This is a genomic window from Roseovarius pelagicus (genome assembly GCF_025639885.1).
GTDB lineage: Bacteria > Pseudomonadota > Alphaproteobacteria > Rhodobacterales > Rhodobacteraceae > Roseovarius > Roseovarius pelagicus.
The window spans coordinates 2,670,694-2,688,965 of sequence record NZ_CP106738.1; the positions used below are offsets into that span (position 1 = coordinate 2,670,694).

Consider the following 18,272-nt stretch of genomic DNA (forward strand, 5'->3'; position numbering starts at 1 on the left):
GGCGCGCAGCGCGTAAGAGGAAAGAATGATGTCGCAGTATTTTGATGATCTGGAGACGCGCACGCCCGCCGCGCGGGCCGAGGCGCTGGCGGTTGTCCTGCCGCAGCAGGTGGCACGAGCGCAGGCACTGCCCGGGTACGCGGATCGTCTGGCCGGGGTCGATGCAGCCAGCATTACCCGCATAGAGGATCTGGTGCGCCTGCCCGTGTTGCGCAAGTCCGATCTGGGACGTGCGCAGGGGAAAAATGCGCCGTTCGGCGGGCTGACAACGCGGGAACCGGGGACGTTCGCACATGTGTTTCAATCACCCGGACCGATCTATGAGCCGGGCGGTACCGATCACGATTGGTGGCGTATGGGCCGGTTTCTGGCAGCCTGCGGGATTGGCAAGGGCGATATTGTGCAGAACTGTTTTGGGTATCATCTGACCCCGGCAGGCATGATTTTCGAGAACGGAGCGCGGGCCGTTGGTGCGGCTGTTTTGCCCGCAGGGACCGGGCAGACCGAATTGCAGGTGCGCGCCGCATATGACCTTGGGGTGACGGCCTATGCCGGGACGCCGGACTATCTGAAAGTGATCTTGGATAAGGCGGACGAGATGGCGTTGCCGCTGAAAATCACACGTGCGGCGGTCGGAGGGGGGGCATTGTTTCCATCTTTGCGGCAGGAATATGCCGACCGGGGCATCGCCTGTCTGCAATGTTACGCCACCGCCGATCTGGGCAATATCGCCTATGAGAGTGCGACGATGGAGGGTCTGATTGTCGATGAAGGTGTCATCGTCGAGATCGTCACACCGGGTACGGGCGACCCTGTCGCGCCGGGTGAGGTGGGTGAAGTTGTGGTGACAACCCTGAACCCGGATTATCCGCTGATCCGCTTTGCCACTGGCGATCTGAGTGCCGTTCTAGAAGGTGTAAGTACTTGTGGTAGAACAAATATCAGGATCAGGGGATGGATGGGGCGTGCCGATCAGACCACCAAGATCAAAGGCATGTTCGTTCGGCCCGAGCAGGTCGCGGATCTGGTGTCGCGTCATAACGAGATCACCCGCGCGCGGGTCATTGCCAGCCGCGAGGGGGAAATGGACGTGATGACCGTGCAGATCGAGGCGACGGGCGGCGATGAGGCCAGTTTTGCCAGCTCTGTTGCCGCGGCACTCAAGCTGAAGGGCCGGATCGAGATTGTTTCCAAAGGCGCGCTTCCCAACGATGGAAAAGTGATAGAAGATCAACGCAGCTACGACTGAACAGTGATCTAGGAGGAGGGTGTGTGATGCAGGTCTTTGGAAAGGTCTGGGTCGCACTGGCCCTGCTACTGGCATGTTCGGGTATGGCGGCGGCGGATAATGTCGCACTGATTTACGGGGATCGCGGGCAATCATTGCTGATGCAGAACCCGCAAGAAACGCCGACCACAGCGTTTACGTCAGAGTTGGCGCGCGCTGATTTCCGCGTGATTGAGCCGCGCCGCCGCGATGCGGCCTCTATGCGCGAAGCGGCGCAGGAGGTCGAGACACTGCTTGCAACGGGCAAGGTGGATCGGCTGCTGGTGGTGGTCTATGGCCCGTTTGCCCAGAACGCGCGGGATAGCTGGGCGTTGTCGAATGATTCCATCGGCGCATCAAGCATTACGATTGGCGCAACCGGCCTGTCGGTCACGGCGCTGTCGGATATGGCGGAACGCTCGGGGCGTGGGGTTGTCATGCTGGTGCCAGGGCAGAGCACACCGAATCTGGGGTCTGGCCTGTTCCCCGGACTGGGCGAAATCACATCGGTGGGTGGTGTGACCTACATCACCGGCAACGCGCGGGCGTTAGCGCGGGTGTTGCGGGACGATTTGCTGGATGGCAGTACCAGCTTTGCCGATATTGCCGATGACGCCCCGAGCGGCGTCGAGGTGGCTGGCTTTATCTCTCCGGGGATCGGGTTCATGGGGGAAACCGAGGGCCCGGATGCGGCGCAGTTGATGCAGGCGGGATATTGGCAGGCGATCCGCGATGTGGACACAGTCGAGGCGTATCGGCTGTACCTCAGGGCGTATCCGAAGGCGGCCAACCGGTCAGTTGCCGAGGAACGGATCACGTTCCTGCAAGGCGAGCCGGAGCGGTTGGCGCGCGAAGCCGAGGATGCATTGAACCTAAGCCGGACGGCCAAGAAAGGGATTCAGCGCGATCTGAAGCTACTGGGGTTCTATGACCGCGGGATTGACGGGCAATTGGGGCGCGGTAGCCGTGCGGCGATTGCCGCGTGGCAGCGTAACAGCGGGTTCGAAGAGACCAGTTACCTGACAGGCAATCAGCTGTTTTCGTTGCGCAATCAGGCCAAGGAAAAACAAGCGGCACTGGATGCGGAGGCTGCGGAACAAAAGAAGCTGGAAGAGCGCAAGGACCGCGCCTATTGGCGGCAAACCGGCAAGGATGGCAGCGAGGCGGGGCTGCGCGCCTATCTGAAACGCTATCCGCAGGGGCTGTTTTCTGATGAGGCGCGCACCAAGCTGAGCGAGATCGAGGATGCACGCCAGAGCGAGGAAGAGCGTGCTGAGCGGCAAGCGTGGCAGGCGGCCAAGGCAGGCGATACGCCCGATCACTACCGCGCATTTCTGGCCACCTATCCCAATGGCAAGTTTGCCCGTCGCGCGCGTGCGCGCCTGAACGAATTGGAAAATGCGGAGGCGTCGCAAGGGGCCATTGCGCAGGCCGCAGCCGAAGAACGCAACGTCGCCTCGTCACGCGTGACCCGTTTGATGATCGAGCAGCGGCTGGAACAAGTGGGTGCCCAACCGGGAAGCGTCGACGGTCAGTTCGACGGCAACACGCGCAATGCGCTGCGCTGGTATCAGGACACCCGCGATCTGCCGGTCACAGGCTACGTGTCGCGGGCGACGCTGATGCGGCTCTTGGCAGGGCAATAATCGCCAGAGATCGGATATGGGCTACCGGACTTCTCAGCCGTTGGTGGCCGGTCGCCTGCTACGGAGAGAACCGGAAAAGCCCTTACAAATTGAATCGTTAACGCGCCGTTGACGCCTGCGCTGTAACACTGGCGATGGGTGAGATTAAGGTGGTGGAGATGAGTGCGCAGAGCAATGCGCGGCCCATCATCATCAAGAGAAAGAAAATCGTTCAAGGTGGCGGGCATCATGGTGGTGCCTGGAAGGTCGCGTATGCGGACTTTGTCACGGCGATGATGGCCTTTTTCCTGTTGATGTGGCTGCTGAACGCAACAACAGAAAAGCAACGCAAGGGGCTGGCGGATTATTTCAGCCCGACAATTCCGATCAGCCGTGTCTCGGGCGGGGGCGATGGCGATTTTGGCGGACAGAGTGTCTTTGCCGAGGATACGTTGCCCAAGGAGGGCACCGGCGCGTCCCAGCGAAAGCCGACAGATTCAGATCGCGCCCGCGGGGATACTGGGGTCGATCAGACGGCTGCCGAGGAAATGCAGGCGGTGAAAAAGGCCCTCGATTCCCTTCTGCGGGGCACCAACGGCGAGAGCATGGTTTCGCGCAGGCTGCAGCGGCATATCATCACCCGTGTGACGGATGAGGGTCTGGTGATCGAGCTGTTCTCGGTGCCTGATGCACCGCTTTTTGAGGCGGGTAGCGCGACACCTGCGCCAATCCTGCATGAACTGGTGGGACTGCTGGCGGAACTAGGCGGGTTGGTAACCAATGCGCTGGCCGTCGAGGGGCATATGGCGGCGCCGCCCGTTGTGCTGCGCGAAAAGCCGGTGTGGGATGTCACGACTACGCGTGCCAATGTCACGCGGCAATTGCTGGAGGCGGCGGGAATGACGCCGTTGCGCATGAAACGGGTCACCGGTCATGCGGACCGTGAACTGGCAACGCCAGAGCCGATGGCAATGCGCAACAACCGGATCGAAGTGATCTTCTTGCGATCGGATATCTGACGCGTGGGACTGCTCGCCAGCAAATAGGGCGCATTTTATCTGTTAGCGGGCTGTAAACCGATCTGCCGTATTCCTCTGGGTCAAGACCAGTCGATGCAGCAGAAAGGCGTATCCATGACAATCTCATCCTCGTTGAATGCCGGGGTGGCGGCGCTGAGCGCGAATGCCACCCGGTTGGCGGCGATTTCCGACAACATCGCGAATTCGGCCACCTACGGCTATAAACGTGTCGAGACTGATTTCCAGTCCTTGGTGATCAGTTCCGGTGGCGGCAGCTACTCCGCCGGTGGTGTTCGATCCGAAACCCAGCGACTGATCGATCAGGGGGGATCGCTGGTGACGACATCAAATGCGACCGATCTGGCAGTGCGTGGGCGCGGCATGTTGCCTGTCGCCCGGGCCGCCGAGGTCGAGGTCGGCAATGGTGACAGTCAAATGCTGCTGACGACGACCGGATCGTTTCGCACCGATTCGAATGGCATCCTGCGCACTGAATCAGGGCTGGTCCTACTGGGATGGCCTGCCAATCCGGACGGGACGGTGCCGGAGTTTCCGCGCGACACCAGCGACGGGCTGGAGCCGGTACAGATCAACGTGAACCAATTGACAGGGGAACCCACGACCGAGCTGAACCTCGGGCTGAACCTTCCCGCAACAGATACGGCAGCGACGGCTGACGGTATCCCGCAAGAACTGTCGGTGGAGTATTTCGATAATCTGGGGAAATCCGAGAACATCAAGATCGACTTTACGCCGACGATCCCCGGAACGGGCAATTCCAACGAGTGGACGATGACGCTGATGGATTCCGCGCAGGGTAATGCCGTGATTGGCGAATACACACTGAGCTTTGACGACTCGCGCGCGTCGGGTGGTACGTTGTTGAGCGTGGTCGCCGGTGCAGCCGGGGGTGCCTATGACGGAGCAAACGGCAGCGTTATCGTGAACGTTGCGGGCGGCCCGATGGAGGTGAAGATCGGCCGACTTGGGGCGTCTGACGGATTGACGCAACTCTCTGACAGCTTTGCCCCGCTGTCCATCTCAAAGGATGGATCGCCGGTGGGCAACATGACCTCGGCGGAGGTCGATGAAAACGGGTTCGTGCACGCATCTTTCGATACCGGAATCACGCGGATCATTTATCAGGTACCGCTGGTCGATCTGCCGAACCCCAATGGTATGGTTTCGCTGGATCAGCAGACCTTCCTGCCTTCGCCCGAGAGCGGATCATTCTTTCTATGGGATGCCGGTGACGGGCCGACGGGGGATGTGGTGTCCTTTGCCCGCGAGGAAAGTGCGACAGATGTGGCTGGTGAGTTGACGGATATGATCCAGACGCAACGGGCCTATTCATCCAATGCCAAGGTGATCCAGACCGTTGATGAGATGTTGCAGGAAACGACAAACATCAAACGCTAGACCGCACACGTTGGTTTGACTTCACGGGTGCAGAAGATGCACCCGCCCCCTGATCGAAAGGCCAAGAAATGAGCATATCCAGTGCCCTGAGCAATGCATTGAGCGGGCTGACCGCCAATGCGCGTGCGGTCAGTGTCGTTTCTGACAACCTCGCGAATATGCATACCGAAGGATATGGCAGGCGCGAAATCGGGCTAATGTCTAACCAGCATGGCAGCAGTGGTGGTGTGCGCGTGGTCGGAATCACCCGGCACGTTGATGCGGCTGTGCTCGGGGATCGACGCATGGCACAGAGCGAACTGGGACATGCTGAAACGCATACCGCGTTCATCGCCGGGATACAGAGCGTGATTGGCACGCCTGATCAGGTCGGGTCGTTAAGCGCGCGCATAACCGCGTTTGAAGCCAGCCTGATCACCGCCGCGTCACGCCCTGACGCGCAGGACCGATTGCAGGCCGTGTCGATGCGCGGGTTCGAGCTGGCAGCGACGTTTGCGGGGGTTTCTGATGATATTCAGGGGCGACGTCAAGCGGCAGAGGGTGCGATTGCAGTTGGTGTGGAAACCGTGAATGCCGCGCTTGAGCAGGTGCAGGATCTCAACCGCCAGATTTTATCATCGCGTATGCGGAGGGGTGATACGGCTAGCCTTGAGGACCACCGCCAGATCGTAATCGACCGGATCGCAGAGTATATCCCCGTGCGAGAAGTGCCGCGCGACAATGGTAGCATCGCGTTGATGACCCCCGGTGGTGCGACCCTACTCGACGGCTCGGTGGCGCGTCTGGGCTTTGAGCGCAGCAATGTGATCATGCCGCACATGACGCTTGAGAATGGCCTGCTGTCGGGGTTGACGCTGAACGGTGAGGTGGTCGCCGCGTCGGGTGGGCGCAGTCCGCTCAACGGTGGTCGGCTGTCGGCCTTTTTTGAGGTGCGCGATGCTTTGGCGCTGGATGCACAGACCCAGATTGATGCGCTTGCACGGGATATGATCGAGCGGTTTCAGGACTCTGGCGTGGATACAACGCTGGCTATGGGTCAGGCTGGCCTGTTTACCGACGCGGGCAATGTCTTTGCGGCACTGGATGAGGTGGGGATCGCTGCCCGGATCGAGCTGAATCCGTTGGTCGATCTCGGACAGGGCGGCGACTTGCGGCGCCTGCGCGACGGGCTTGGTGCGGCGGTTCCCGGCCCGACGGGAGAGGCCGCATTGCTGAATGCAATGGCCGAGGCGCTATCGTCCCGGCGCGCGCTTGCGTCAGGCGACCTGGGCAACGGAGCGGGCTCTGTGTCGGCACATGTCGGCAGCCTTGCATCGCGGCTGGGCCAGCAGCAGATGACGGCAGAAGGTGCCGCGAGTTTTGCCCGCGCCAGCACTGTCGAGATGCAAGAGAGGTTACTGGAGAACGGTGTGGATTCGGATGTCGAGACACAGCGCCTGCTGCTGATTGAGCAGGCCTATAGCGCCAACGCCCGCATGATCCAGACGCTCGATGAAATGATGCAAACCCTTCTGAGGATCTGACACATGACGCTAACTTCTATTGGTGATCTCGCCCAAACTTTCGTCATGCGGCGGCAGAATGCGGCGTTGAAATCACGGATGTCTCAGCTGACGCTGGAACTGGCGACCGGGCGCAGCGCCGATCTGGTACGGCATCTCGGCGGCAACATGACCTGGCTCAGCGACATAGAGCATCAAACCGTAGTGCAAGGCGGCTATCAAACCGCTGCTCGAGAGGCGGGGATCACCGCGGGTGCGATGCAATCGGCGCTGGGGCGGGTTCACGAACTGGCGCGTGATCTGGGTGCAAATGCGGTGGTCGCAGGTAGCACGGTAGGCTCCACTGCGCGCAATACAGCCGCGGTAGAGGCGCGCGGAGCATTGGAGGCGATGATTGCTGCGCTGAACATCAGTGTTGCGGGCCGCCCCGTTTTCGCCGGTACGGATCTGTCTACCCCGCCATTGCTCGCTGGAGAGGGGCTTTTGGATGCGGCTCGCAGTGCCACGGCGGGGGCTGTTACTGCCGCAGATGTAGCTTCGGCGCTGGACGTTTTCTTCGGACCGGGAGGGGGTTTTGAGACGGATGTATATCAAGGAAACACCGATGATGTCGCCGCCATCCGGCTTGGGGCGGGAGCAGCGGTGCAACTATCAATCCGGGCCGACGACGTGGCGCTGCGCAGCGTGATGAAGAACACGGTCATGACCGCGCTTGCGGATGATCCGGGACTGATGCTGGACGATGCTGCGCGTGACACACTGATAGGTTGGGGCGCAGAAGGGTTGCTGACGCAGAGTGATGCTCTGGTCGAAATTCAAGCCAATCTGGGCTTTGCCGAAAGTCGTATTGCGCAGGCTGAAAGCCGTATCTCAAGCGAGTTGAGCGCGCTGGAAATTGCGCGAAATACGCTGACCTCCGTGGACCCGTTCGACACAGCGAGCGAGTTGGAAGAAGTGCAGTTCCAGCTCGAGACGATTTACACAGTCACCGCGCGTTCTTCGCGCCTGAACCTGGCGAGTTTCCTGTCATGAATTTTCTCCGTTTCAGCCTTTTGGCCCTGCTGTTTTTGTCAACGCTTCCCGCTATGGCGAGCCAGATCCGGATCAAGGATCTGGTCGAATTCGACGGCGTGCGGGGCAATGATCTGGTTGGTTACGGGCTGGTGGTTGGGTTGAACGGTACTGGCGACGGATTACGCAATGCGCCGTTTACCGAGGAGATCATGACAAATATCCTGGAGCGGCTGGGGGTCAATGTGACCGGTGAGCAATTTCGCCCGAAAAACGTTGCAGCGGTTTTTGTCACTGGCAGCCTGCCGCCCTTTGCGCGCGCGGGGGGGCAGATCGATGTGACCGTGTCAGCAATCGGTGATGCGGGCAGTCTGTTGGGTGGCACGCTGGTCATGACGCCGATGAATGCCGCAGACGGGCAGATTTATGCCGTGGCTCAGGGTACGATCATCGCTGGCGGCGCCGTCGCAGAAGGCGATGGGGCGACTGTAATACAGGGGGTGCCGACGGCTGGCGTGATCCCGGCGGGTGCGCGGGTGGAACGGGAGATCGATTTTGAACTTGGCGGCCTGAGCAGTCTGCGGTTGGCCCTGCGTGAACCGGATTTCACCACTGCGGCGCGGATCGAGGCCGCGATCAATGCTGATCTGGGGCGCGATGTCGCTGTCATGGTGGATTCCGGAACTGTCCAGTTGGATATCGCGCGGACCCGTTTGCGCTCGCCTGCGCACGCGTTGGCACAGATTGAAAACATCCGGGTCGCGCCTGAGCGCAAAGCGCGGGTTGTCGTGGATCAGCGGTCGGGGACGATCGTAATGGGGCAGGATGTGCGCATAAGTCGGATCGCGGTCAGCCAAGGTGGATTAACACTGCGCATTCGAGAAGCACCGGTCGTGGTACAGCCCAATCCCTTTTCCCCCGGTGAGACCGTCGTGTTGCCGCGGACGGATGTGGATATAGAGGAAGAGCCGGGAGTCGGACTGGCAGAGGTGCCTCCGGGCACAACACTGTCTGAAGTGGTCGCCGGCCTGAATGCATTGGGCGTGGCACCCCGCGATATGATCGACATCCTCAAGAGCATCAAGGCAGCTGGCGCGTTGCATGCCGAGTTTGTGGTACGCTGAAGGGGCGACCCGGAACGACACGAAGGTGTGCGCGTTGCCATAGGACTATTCGATATGCGGGCCAAGAGTGTGAGGGTACAGCAAATGCCCGGTTCTTTCTCTGCCCGCCGGTTTGGCACGCATGGTTGCCGGGGGACGTGGTGGCATTATCAGACTCAGAAATATCCACGTACCAGACTGCCTGCAATCAACGCCCAGCCGTCTGCGATCACGAAGAATGCCAGCTTGAACGGGAGCGAGACGATGGCGGGTGGTACCATCATCATACCCATCGACATCAGAATCGCGGCGACGACTAAGTCTATGATCAGGAACGGCAGAAACACCAGAAATCCGATCTGGAAAGCGCGGGCAATTTCCGACAGGAGAAAACTGGGAATCAGAACCGAAAGCGGCGCATCTGGGCCCGGCGCGATCTGAACAGCATCGGGACGCAAGGCGGCTATCGCCGAAAATGTATCCGGGTCGAGCCGACCGGCCATGAAGATACGGAACGGCTGCAGTGTGCGTATGACAGCCTCTTCCATTGACAGTGTTTCGCTTAACAATGGTTCGATGCCCGCTGTCCAAGCCTGAATGAATACCGGCTCCATAACGAAATAGGTCAAAAAGAGCGCAAGGCTGACGATCAGCATGTTCGGTGGTGATTGTTGTAGCCCAATCCCCTGCCGCAGAATTGCTAACACTGTAACGATGAAGGGAAAGCAGGTGATCATGATCGCCAAACCCGGTGCAAGGCTCAATACAGTAATGAGCGCGATCAACTGCAAGGTTTGCCCCGAAAGAGATCCTCCACTGCCATCCCCAAGCGATATCGAGATGCCTTGTGCGAGAGCAGGGTCAACCGTGATGAGAACACTCAGTACGGCCCCCAGCCCGATGGCGCGCCGCTTCACAACCCGTCTCGAAGGTCTGCAACTTCGGTCAGGCGTACCGCCAGTTGGCCGGAAGAATCGCCTTCGATTTCTTCCAGTTCACCGCGGGCGATGAGACGATCACCGACATATAGTTCGACCGGATCATCCACCCGTTTATCAAGTGGAAGAACAGTGTCTTTGCCCATCTTGAGCAGATCCCCGATCAGTGGCCGGGCCTTGCCCACGGATATGGTTATCTCGATCGGCACGCTGGAAAAAGGGTGGCTGGTCTCGGGGTGCTGAGGTTGCATATCATCCATCATGCGCTCTCCTTTTGGTTATGGTCATGTGTGTCCTTGGTCGCGCATGTTTCGAAAAACCCGTCCACGGCGCTGTCGATTTCTGCCAACACGGCGGTCAGGTCGATCTGCGCTTCGCGGCTGCCAAAGGAAATATGGACCTGTCCATCCCCCAGCGTGTCTTCGCGGCGAACGATCACGGGGAAATCGAAGTGCTTTTCGATCAGCGATTCCATTACGTCGGCGTTGGAGGGGGTTGTTACGATCTGAGCCGGAACCTCGATTGCGGTCTTGGCGATATCCTGAAGCATTTCCACCACCCGCAGGCCGAGACTGGCATGAGCGAGGTGGGGCAATACCGTTTCGACCATACTGGTCAGGAGCGGCTTCAGTTCGGTCAGCAACCCGGACTGCGCCTCGCGATACGTAAATGACAGGTCGTGCATATTGGCGGCGAAATCGGCTGAAATGCGTTTGCGATCGTCTTGCTGTGCTTTGGCCGCGTCGTCCCAGCCGGCCTTGTACCCGCTTTCAAAAGACGCGAGCCGTTCATCCTCCAATGAGATGTCGCTGATAGATATCGTGGCCTCTCCGCCGGATGTGCCGAAGTCATCGAGAATATGGGCAATGGACATCAGACAGTCTCCTCTTCGCCTTCCAGCCAGTTACGAAGGATTTCGATGGTTTCCTCTTGTCGTTCGCCGATCATATTGCGCAGGCGTGAAACAGCGTCCTCACTGACGTCCATGTTGGACGAGAGTGCGCGGTTCTGCGGAGCCTGCCGCCAGTCCGAAATGACGGGCAGGCTATCTGGATCCAGATCGCTATCGTCGATCTCACCGTTTAAGGGGGTCAGCGCATCTTTGACCACCGCATCTGTTGGTGCGATCGGCGGTGCAATCGCTTGTTCCGCTTCAGCGGGCAGCGCGGTCGAGTCCGGGGCGGCCAACGAGGCTGGCCTATCGTCGTGAGCGGGGCGCGAAAGTAAAGGCCGGACCACGAAGAGACCGAGAACCATTGCGACAAAGCCCAGCACGGCAACCTGAATTATCGACATGAGATCAAGGCCAAGCGATGCCCAAAGCGACGGTTCTGCTGCTGTCCCCGCAATCGGCTGAATTTCGAACTGCATCGTCTTGATGGTGATCATGTCGCCGCGCGCCTCATCAAAACCGACGGCTGAGGCAACAAGCTCTCGCAACGCTTCAAGCTCTTCTTCGGGGCGGGGGGTGAACTCTAGCGTTCCGGCCGCATCTGGACTGCTTGTCCCGTTGACCAATACCGCTACGCTGAGCCGTTTGATTGCGCCGGGTGCTTCGGTGATCTCGCGTTCGGTCTCGCTTACCTCATAGTTGATCCGTTCGCGCGATTCGCTGGTTTGGCTCTGCGAATTGCCATCGCCTGCAGCGTCACCATCGGGCAGGTTCGACGCGACGGTAACATCGCCCCCGGCCTGATCCTGAGCCGAATCGGTGCGCTCTTCGGTGTCGGTGCTGATCGCCACACGGCTTTCGGGATCTATCACCCGCTCGCGGATCAACTGGCTGGTCTTTACGGTGTCCACGCTGACTTCGACCACCGCATTGCCGGGGCCGACACGGGCTGCCAGCAGCCGCTCGACCCGCAGACGCAAAGCATCTGCCCGGTCCTCTGAGATATTCGCCGGTGCCTCGTCAGGGGCGCCGATCATGCCACCATTACTGTCGATCACCGAGACATCCTCGGGGGTCAGGCCGGGAACTGCGGAGGCCACGAGATAGCGCAACGCCTGTGCATGCTTCGCTGGAATCTCTCCCGTGGCGGGGGTCACCATCACCGAGGCAGAGGCACGAATGTCGCGTTGAAACGGGTTGGAACCGGAACTGGCGATATGTACGCGCGCCGAGCTGATCGAAGGGCTGGAAATGATCGTGCGCGCCAATTCTCCCTCCTTGGCGCGCCAATAGGCTGCGTCGAACATCTGTGACGTGGTGCCAAAGCCGGAGAGGCTGTCGAGCAGTTCATAACCCTGACTGGAGTTGGTCGGTAGTCCTTCGCTCGCCAGCGTCATGCGTAGGGCGTCCCGGCGCGCGCCCTCGACATAAATCGCGCCGCCGCGCACCTCGAATGCCATGCCGCGTTGTTCCAGTGCGCGCACCACTTCACCCGCGGGGCCGCTTTCCAGTCCGGAATACAGCAAAGACATGTTCGGGGATGCGGCTAGGCGGGCCAGTCCAAGTATCGCGGCAAACATCGCCACACTGGCAAGGGTGATGACGATACGTTTCCGGGTGTCCAGAGTGGCCCAGAGTTGCGTGATCTGCTGCAAATTCATGCCTCCTACAGAGCCGGCGTTCTGCCGGACGGTGACGTCATGTTTCGCTGATCAGGCTTAACAATCGGTTAGTGTCTGCGGGGCTATATTGGGTCTGGTTGAAACGCAGGACAGATCATGGCCGATAAAGATCACAAAGATGACGAGACGCGTGGGAAACCCTCGAAACTGCCGCTTATTCTGGGGGTTGGCCTGGCGCTTGCCGGTGGCGGCGGCGGTTTTTTCGCTGCCAATACCGGGCTTATCCTTGCACCCGAATCGGGTGGGCACGACCTGACTGTGACGGGAACGCACGACGAGCATGCGAAGGGCCACACGCAAAAAACAATGCCCGACATCGCCTATGTTCCTGTGGATGCGCTGGTGATTTCGCTTGGTGACGGCGCGACCGGTGCGCACCTGCGGTTCCGCGCCCAACTGGAAGTGGCGAGCCAGTATCGGCAAGAGGTTGAAACTCTGATGCCGCGGGTCGTTGACGTGCTCAACAGCTACCTGCGCGCATTGGAAACCCGTGATCTGGCTGACAGTACCGCACTGGTACGGCTACGGGCGCAAATGCTGCGCAGGATCCAGATCGTGACCGGGGCAGAGCGTGTGAACGACCTGCTTATCATGGAATTCGTGCTGAACTGAGGACGTAAAATGGAAATGATTGCTGATATTCTGCTGGTTGCCGGGGCTCTGGGGGCAGGGCTGTACTGTTACATCCTAGCCCGGCGGCTAAGCCGGTTCAACGATCTGGAAAATGGCGTCGGGGGTGCGGTCGCCATCCTTTCGGCGCAGGTCGATGACCTGACAAAAACTCTGGAAGCTGCCCAAGGCACTGCTGGGGCCTCGACTGAATCACTGGAAACGCTGACTGATCGAGCCGAAGGTGTGGCCCGGCGGCTGGAACTGATGGTGGCGTCTATGCACGACCTTCCGGGTAACCAATTTCCTGCTCAGGGACACGAAATGTCAGCTGATACCGGGGCAAGTGGCGACCAAAAACGCGCAGTCGCGCCTGCGCCCGGCCCAATCTTTCGCAGACGTGAACATGCGGGGGTAGTGTGATGACGACCCCACCACAACCCCGCCGCCGACGGGGGGCAAGGGCCGGGCGCGGTGCTCTGGTGGTCATTGCCGGGCTATTGGTTGGCTCGGCGATGTTGAGGATGGGACATGACGCAGGTCAGGTTCTGGCTCGATCCGACGCATCGATTGATGTGTCGTCTCTGGATGCCGTTCAGACCGCAGCTTCAACGTGCGACGTGGCCCCGGATTTGCAGTTGATGCTGGATCGTTTCCAGACGCGTGAAGCCCATATCGAAGCACAGGAAGCAGCGATGGCAGAGCGGATGCAAGCGCTCAAGCTGGCTGACCGGGAAGTGGAGCGTAAACTGACCCGGCTGGTAGCCGCCGAAGAGGCATTGCGAACCACGATCGCACTGGCCGACAACGCCGCAGAAGGTGACATCGCGCGGCTGACCAAAGTGTACGAGAGTATGAAACCGAAGAATGCGGCAGCGCTCTTTGAAGAGATGAATGCCGAATTCGCCGCCGGTTTTCTGGGTCGAATGCGGCCCGAAGCGGCGGCAGGTATCATGGCCAACCTCACGCCCGGTTCGGCCCACCGGTTCAGCGTCGTGCTGGCGGGGAGGAATGCAGGTGTGCCGACAGAATAATCGTCCCGCAGTCAAGGAATATTAACGCCGGGCTGGCAGGCTAGCGCAAGGTACGGAAGCGGAGAACGTAATGATCGGCATCATCGGCATCGTAATCATCTTTGCGATGGTTTTTGGCGGCTATCTGGCGGCAGGCGGCAAGCTGGGCATCATTATGAAGGCGCTGCCGTTCGAGATGATGATCATTGGTGGTGCCGCCTTGGGTGCCTTCATGCTGAGCACCGATGCTGCCGGGGCAAAGCACACAGCCAAGGATATCGCCAAGGTGTTCAAGGGGCCAAAATGGAAGCAGGCGGACTATCGCGATCTGCTGTGTCTCCTGTTCGAACTTATTCGTTTGGGACGGCAGAATCCGGTGGCCGTCGAGGAGCATATCGAGGCGCCGGACGAATCCCCGATTTTTGGTCGATATCCTAAAATCCTGTCAGACAAGGAAGCTATTGCCCTGATCAGCGATACGATCCGCTCGGCTTCAATGAATTATGATGATCCGCATCAAGTCGAGGAAGTTCTGGAAAAGCGGATGGAGGCAAATCTGCATCACGCATTGCATTCCAGTCATGCATTGCAGACTGTCGCCGATGGGCTGCCCGCGCTTGGCATCGTGGCCGCCGTGCTGGGCGTGATCAAGACAATGGCATCGATCGATCAACCGCCGGAGATTCTGGGCAAGATGATCGGCGGCGCGTTGGTCGGCACATTTCTGGGCGTGTTTCTGGCATACGGACTGGTCGGCCCCTTTGCCGCCAAGCTTAAAGCGGTGGTGGAGGAAGATGCACATTTTTACCAACTAATCCGCGAAGTTCTGGTGGCCAATCTGCACAATCATGCCGCCAATATCTGCATTGAGGTTGGCCGACAGAATACGCCGTCGCATCGCAGACCCAGCTTCTCTGAGCTGGAGGAGGCACTGAAATCCGTCAAGCAGGAGGCGGCATAATGGTTCGCCTGTGGCTCGTGATCGGTTGTTCGGCAATGCTCTGGATGTTTGGCACCATCGCACCGGCGCAGACGTCGGCACCTGTTATCGTACGGTCCGGAGATCACGACGGCTTCTCACGGCTGGTGCTGGATCTGCCGCGCCGCCTGAAGTGGACGCTGCTCAGCGACGGGCAAGTTCGGGTGCTGAACCTCGCCGGGACGAACTGGACGTTTGATATCAGCAGTGTGTTCACGCGAATGCAAAATCAGAGAATAGTGGCCATTGCGAACACCGAGGGTGGCGATGGTTTGCGCATCAATCTTGGGTGTACATGTGAGGTCGAAGTATTCTGGCATGGGGCGGCCATGTTGGTCGTAGACGTTCGCGATGCGCGCCCCCGCCCGAACAACCCTGTTGTTCCGGGGGCAACAAAAGCTCCAGCTTTGTCTGAGACGCTCGGTCAGATAGCATCCACCATGGCTGCCGCGACATTGGCACCGCTATTGTCAGAGGAGGTGTTGGAAGATGAAACGTCTGAGGACGGCAAAATGTCGGAGCGCGGGGAGGAACGTGCCGAGAAAGGACCAGATTTGGGACCGGTACGATTGCAGCTGTCCCGGCATCTGGCGCGTGCCGCCTCGATGGGACTGCTGACAGCACAGGATGCACCTTGGCCAACTTCGAATGCCCTAGCCGCCTCTGCTGAGCGAGCCACCGATGCAAGCGTACCCGAAAAAGCGACTACCGACCGATCCGGCAGCGCTACACATTCACAGAGGCAGATACGTGCAGAAACGTCGATTGGCGCAGACATTTTACCATCTTTAGCTGACAATATAATAGCCGAAACTGGTACAGTCTGCCTCGCGGATACGGCGTTAGCAGTGGAGTCATGGGCGGACGGCGGTCGGTTCGCTGATCAGATCGGGCCAGCACGGGCGCGCCTGTCGGGTGAGTTTGATCGATTCGTACCGTCGGCTGGAATTGCTCTGGCACGATTGTATCTTCATTACGGTTTCGGAGCGGAAGCCGATCAAGTCCTGCGCGCGACTGGAGTGGAAGGTGAACCTGCAGAGATCGCCGCCGCGCTGGCGCGCATCATGGACGGAGAGGATGCCGAGGGATCGCGGCTTGCCGGGCAGTTGAGTTGCGATTCAACGGCTGCTTTCTGGTCCGCGCTCTCTTACTCTCGTCTTCCTGCCGGCGCGCCAACGGATGACAATGCAATTCTGCGCACGACGAACGGACTGCCACCTCATCTAAGGGAATACCTGGCCCCGCAGCTGGCGCGGAAGTTCACGGCAGCAGATCGGCCTGAAATGGCGGAACGTATTCTGCGTCTTCTTGAACGGGATGACGAAACTGCTTCGCCTGCGCATAGTCTGGCGCGCGCGGAAGTTGAGCTCTCTGCGGACCGGGTCGATGATGCTGATCATAGATTGGCGGATGTGGTCGCCGCAAACAGCCAGAGTTCGGCTGTGGCACTCTTGCGTCAGATTGATGCGCGGCTGCGGGATGGGCGAATGATACCACATGACATGGCGGATCTTGCCGGGGCTTATGCGCAGGAACAGGGCGATAACCCGGTCGGCCATGAGCTTACGCGGGCCTATATTGAAGCGAGCGCAGCAACGGGTGCGTTTCATCGCGCGTTTGCAGATATGGCTCGCCTTACCCCGACTGTTCCCGAGGATATCCGACGTCGCATGACTGATAAGGTGATGGCTTTACTCGCTGACAACGCTGATGACCTGACATTCCTGCGATACGCGATGCATGTGCGCGCGTTTAGCGTTGCTGAATTGGCAGCCAGCGCGGGGAATGCGGTCGCAGCCAGACTGATTGGGCTTGGGTTCGCGGATGTGGCGCAGGCGTATGTGGGCACAGATGTGCAGGGCGTTGATCAGCGTGACCGCCAACTCTTGCGTGCAAAGGCTGCTTTGGCATTGCGAAAACCGAGGCAAGCGCAGGTGGCGTTACTCGGGCTGATTGGAGAGGATGTGAACCGGTTGCGTGCCCGCGCCCAGAGCATGGTAGGCGCATATCGGGCGGCACATTTGCTGTATATTTCGGGTGGTGAGGACGACGCGGCGCGATTGGCGGCGATGCAGGCTGAGGATTGGGGTCAGGTGGCTGCCCTTGGGGATGAGGATGTCGCATCACTCGCCAACGTGCCAGATTCCATGCCGGATGAGGCGGGGAGTGTACTGGCCCGCAACCGCAAATTGTTGGCGGCGAGTGAAGCAGTACGCGCGTCAGTATCCGGGCTCTTGACGACACGCCCGGTCGCCCACGAGGTCGCCAACTGACAGTGGTTGGGCATGGGCATGAGGCCATGCGAAGTTACCGAATCTAAACGACTCCTCAATAGCTTGGCCGGGCAGCAACAGAATGTGCTGACCTTAGGGGAGCTGAGTGTGCAACACTTCAATCAGACCATCCGACGCGCGAATGATCCATTGACCACGGTTGGGCCGCAGGTATTGCCCGATGCCATGTCAGGCAGGACCATGGGTGCGTTGTTCAGTCGATGCGTGTTATTGATCTTATCGCTCAGCGTGCTGACGATGGTGCCGCAGACCGGCCCGACCAAGGCCAGTGCCAATCTGAAGGAAAGACCGTCTGCCGACGCGAAAATCTGTGATCATGCTGCACAACAGGCGGCGCAGACGTCCAATGTTCCACTATCGGTTTTGCGTGCCATTACCCGGACTGAGACGGGGCGCGCGCGTGGCGGCGCACTGGAGCCGTGGCCATGGACAGTGAACATGGAGGGGGCAGGCAGATGGTTCGCGACCGAGACAGAGGCACATGCCTATGTTGTGAAGCACCATAAGCGCGGTGCGCGCAGCTTTGACGTCGGGTGCTTTCAAATCAACTATAAATGGCACGGCGATCAGTTCAGTTCGATCGCGGACATGTTCGACCCGTTCCAGAATGCAGCATATGCGGCCCGCTTTCTCAGTCAGCTCTTTTCGGAAACCGGGGACTGGTCCAGCGCGGCGGGTGCCTATCATTCGCGGACGCCGAAATACGCGAGCCGCTATAGCACACGCTTTGACCGAATTCGTAAGACGGTCGAAGGCCCCATGCCTGCGCGGATAGCGGCCGTGTCGGCATCGCAGACACGGCAGAACAGTTATCCATTGTTGCAGGCGGCAGGTGCGGCGGGACGGTTCGGATCGTTGGTGCCGCTGGATCATTCGACGCGGCCTGCACTGGTCGCGCTGACGGTAGGAGGTTCCTGAA

At 59.7% G+C, this 18,272-nt stretch carries 17 protein-coding genes; 13 read left to right on the forward strand and 4 right to left on the reverse strand.

The genetic code is table 11. The features are described 5' to 3' along the window. Window positions 1-28: 28 nt before the first annotated feature. From N7U68_RS14285 to N7U68_RS14315, 7 genes are all read left to right on the forward strand, one after another. Window positions 29-1,249 (forward strand): phenylacetate--CoA ligase family protein, encoded by a 1,221-nt coding sequence (locus tag N7U68_RS14285; protein ID WP_263047238.1) that lies wholly within the window; start codon window positions 29-31, stop codon window positions 1,247-1,249. A 26-nt stretch (window positions 1,250-1,275) separates the two neighbouring features. Continuing rightward, window positions 1,276-2,913: a peptidoglycan-binding protein gene (locus N7U68_RS14290; protein WP_263047239.1), complete on the forward strand. Its 1,638-nt coding sequence runs from the start codon at window positions 1,276-1,278 to the stop codon at window positions 2,911-2,913. A gap of 158 nt (window positions 2,914-3,071) precedes the next feature. Beyond that, a complete protein-coding gene (locus N7U68_RS14295; RefSeq protein WP_263047240.1) occupies window positions 3,072-3,911 on the forward strand; it encodes a flagellar motor protein MotB in 840 nt (279 codons plus the stop codon). Window positions 3,912-4,025: 114 nt separating this feature from the next. Then, window positions 4,026-5,330, forward strand: a complete 1,305-nt coding sequence (locus N7U68_RS14300; RefSeq protein WP_263047241.1) for a flagellar hook protein FlgE — start codon at window positions 4,026-4,028, stop codon at window positions 5,328-5,330. Window positions 5,331-5,398: 68 nt separating this feature from the next. Next, window positions 5,399-6,853, forward strand: coding sequence for a flagellar hook-associated protein FlgK (gene flgK, locus N7U68_RS14305; RefSeq protein ID WP_263047242.1), 1,455 nt, complete (start codon window positions 5,399-5,401; stop codon window positions 6,851-6,853). Window positions 6,854-6,856: 3 nt separating this feature from the next. Further along, window positions 6,857-7,864, forward strand: coding sequence for a flagellin (locus N7U68_RS14310; RefSeq protein ID WP_263047243.1), 1,008 nt, complete (start codon window positions 6,857-6,859; stop codon window positions 7,862-7,864). Further along, window positions 7,861-8,967, forward strand: coding sequence for a flagellar basal body P-ring protein FlgI (locus N7U68_RS14315; RefSeq protein ID WP_373322927.1), 1,107 nt, complete (start codon window positions 7,861-7,863; stop codon window positions 8,965-8,967). Before N7U68_RS14310 ends, N7U68_RS14315 begins: the two co-directional genes overlap by 4 nt. A 155-nt stretch (window positions 8,968-9,122) precedes the next feature. On the opposite strand, the gene fliP is transcribed toward N7U68_RS14315, so the two are convergent. From fliP to fliF, 4 genes are read right to left on the reverse strand one after another with little or no spacing between them, the layout of a single operon-like run. Then, complete coding sequence (gene fliP, locus N7U68_RS14320) at window positions 9,123-9,863, reverse strand: flagellar type III secretion system pore protein FliP (protein WP_263047244.1); 741 nt, start codon at window positions 9,861-9,863, stop codon at window positions 9,123-9,125. Next, a complete protein-coding gene (locus N7U68_RS14325; RefSeq protein WP_263049165.1) occupies window positions 9,860-10,144 on the reverse strand; it encodes a FliM/FliN family flagellar motor switch protein in 285 nt (94 codons plus the stop codon). The genes fliP and N7U68_RS14325 overlap by 4 nt, the downstream gene beginning before the upstream one ends. Further along, the gene (locus N7U68_RS14330) at window positions 10,144-10,758 is read right to left on the reverse strand and encodes a hypothetical protein (protein WP_263047245.1); all 615 of its coding nucleotides are present in this window, start codon (window positions 10,756-10,758) and stop codon (window positions 10,144-10,146) included. The genes N7U68_RS14325 and N7U68_RS14330 overlap by 1 nt, the downstream gene beginning before the upstream one ends. Next, entirely contained in the window at window positions 10,758-12,437 is a 1,680-nt protein-coding gene (gene fliF, locus N7U68_RS14335; RefSeq protein WP_263047246.1) for a flagellar basal-body MS-ring/collar protein FliF, read from the reverse strand. The genes N7U68_RS14330 and fliF overlap by 1 nt, the downstream gene beginning before the upstream one ends. 117 nt (window positions 12,438-12,554) lie before the next feature. On the opposite strand from fliF, the gene N7U68_RS14340 reads away from it, so the two are divergent. The 6 genes from N7U68_RS14340 to N7U68_RS14365 all read left to right on the forward strand — a co-directional run bounded on the left by N7U68_RS14340 (window position 12,555) and on the right by N7U68_RS14365 (window position 18,271). Next, the gene (locus tag N7U68_RS14340; protein ID WP_263047247.1) at window positions 12,555-13,070 is read left to right on the forward strand and encodes a flagellar basal body-associated FliL family protein; all 516 of its coding nucleotides are present in this window, start codon (window positions 12,555-12,557) and stop codon (window positions 13,068-13,070) included. Window positions 13,071-13,079: 9 nt separating this feature from the next. Beyond that, window positions 13,080-13,490, forward strand: a complete 411-nt coding sequence (locus N7U68_RS14345; protein ID WP_263047248.1) for a hypothetical protein — start codon at window positions 13,080-13,082, stop codon at window positions 13,488-13,490. Then, complete coding sequence (locus N7U68_RS14350) at window positions 13,490-14,101, forward strand: MotE family protein (protein ID WP_263047249.1); 612 nt, start codon at window positions 13,490-13,492, stop codon at window positions 14,099-14,101. The genes N7U68_RS14345 and N7U68_RS14350 overlap by 1 nt, the downstream gene beginning before the upstream one ends. A gap of 70 nt (window positions 14,102-14,171) precedes the next feature. Further along, window positions 14,172-15,041, forward strand: a complete 870-nt coding sequence (gene motA / locus N7U68_RS14355) for a flagellar motor stator protein MotA (protein ID WP_263047250.1) — start codon at window positions 14,172-14,174, stop codon at window positions 15,039-15,041. After that, window positions 15,041-17,332 carry an amino acid adenylation domain-containing protein gene (locus N7U68_RS14360; RefSeq protein ID WP_263047251.1) on the forward strand — a complete coding sequence of 764 codons (2,292 nt, stop codon included), beginning with the start codon at window positions 15,041-15,043 and terminating at the stop codon, window positions 17,330-17,332. Before motA ends, N7U68_RS14360 begins: the two co-directional genes overlap by 1 nt. A 108-nt stretch (window positions 17,333-17,440) precedes the next feature. Beyond that, the gene (locus N7U68_RS14365; protein ID WP_308446142.1) at window positions 17,441-18,271 is read left to right on the forward strand and encodes a transglycosylase SLT domain-containing protein; all 831 of its coding nucleotides are present in this window, start codon (window positions 17,441-17,443) and stop codon (window positions 18,269-18,271) included. Window position 18,272 lies beyond the last annotated feature (1 nt).

Bases quoted from the DNA above. Each gene is read 5' to 3' on its own strand.
- N7U68_RS14345 (WP_263047248.1), top strand. From the start codon at position 13,080: ATGGAAATGATTGCTGATATTCTGCTGGTTGCCGGGGCTCTGGGGGCA.
- N7U68_RS14325 (WP_263049165.1), bottom strand. From the start codon at position 10,144: ATGGATGATATGCAACCTCAGCACCCCGAGACCAGCCACCCTTTTTCC.
- N7U68_RS14300 (WP_263047241.1), top strand. From the start codon at position 4,026: ATGACAATCTCATCCTCGTTGAATGCCGGGGTGGCGGCGCTGAGCGCG.
- N7U68_RS14315 (WP_373322927.1), top strand. From the start codon at position 7,861: ATGAATTTTCTCCGTTTCAGCCTTTTGGCCCTGCTGTTTTTGTCAACG.
- N7U68_RS14330 (WP_263047245.1), bottom strand. From the start codon at position 10,758: ATGTCCATTGCCCATATTCTCGATGACTTCGGCACATCCGGCGGAGAG.
- N7U68_RS14295 (WP_263047240.1), top strand. From the start codon at position 3,072: ATGAGTGCGCAGAGCAATGCGCGGCCCATCATCATCAAGAGAAAGAAA.
- N7U68_RS14340 (WP_263047247.1), top strand. From the start codon at position 12,555: ATGGCCGATAAAGATCACAAAGATGACGAGACGCGTGGGAAACCCTCG.
- flgK (WP_263047242.1), top strand. From the start codon at position 5,399: ATGAGCATATCCAGTGCCCTGAGCAATGCATTGAGCGGGCTGACCGCC.
- N7U68_RS14290 (WP_263047239.1), top strand. From the start codon at position 1,276: ATGCAGGTCTTTGGAAAGGTCTGGGTCGCACTGGCCCTGCTACTGGCA.
- fliF (WP_263047246.1), bottom strand. From the start codon at position 12,437: ATGAATTTGCAGCAGATCACGCAACTCTGGGCCACTCTGGACACCCGG.
- motA (WP_263047250.1), top strand. From the start codon at position 14,172: ATGATCGGCATCATCGGCATCGTAATCATCTTTGCGATGGTTTTTGGC.
- N7U68_RS14350 (WP_263047249.1), top strand. From the start codon at position 13,490: ATGACGACCCCACCACAACCCCGCCGCCGACGGGGGGCAAGGGCCGGG.
- N7U68_RS14285 (WP_263047238.1), top strand. From the start codon at position 29: ATGTCGCAGTATTTTGATGATCTGGAGACGCGCACGCCCGCCGCGCGG.
- N7U68_RS14360 (WP_263047251.1), top strand. From the start codon at position 15,041: ATGGTTCGCCTGTGGCTCGTGATCGGTTGTTCGGCAATGCTCTGGATG.
- N7U68_RS14310 (WP_263047243.1), top strand. From the start codon at position 6,857: ATGACGCTAACTTCTATTGGTGATCTCGCCCAAACTTTCGTCATGCGG.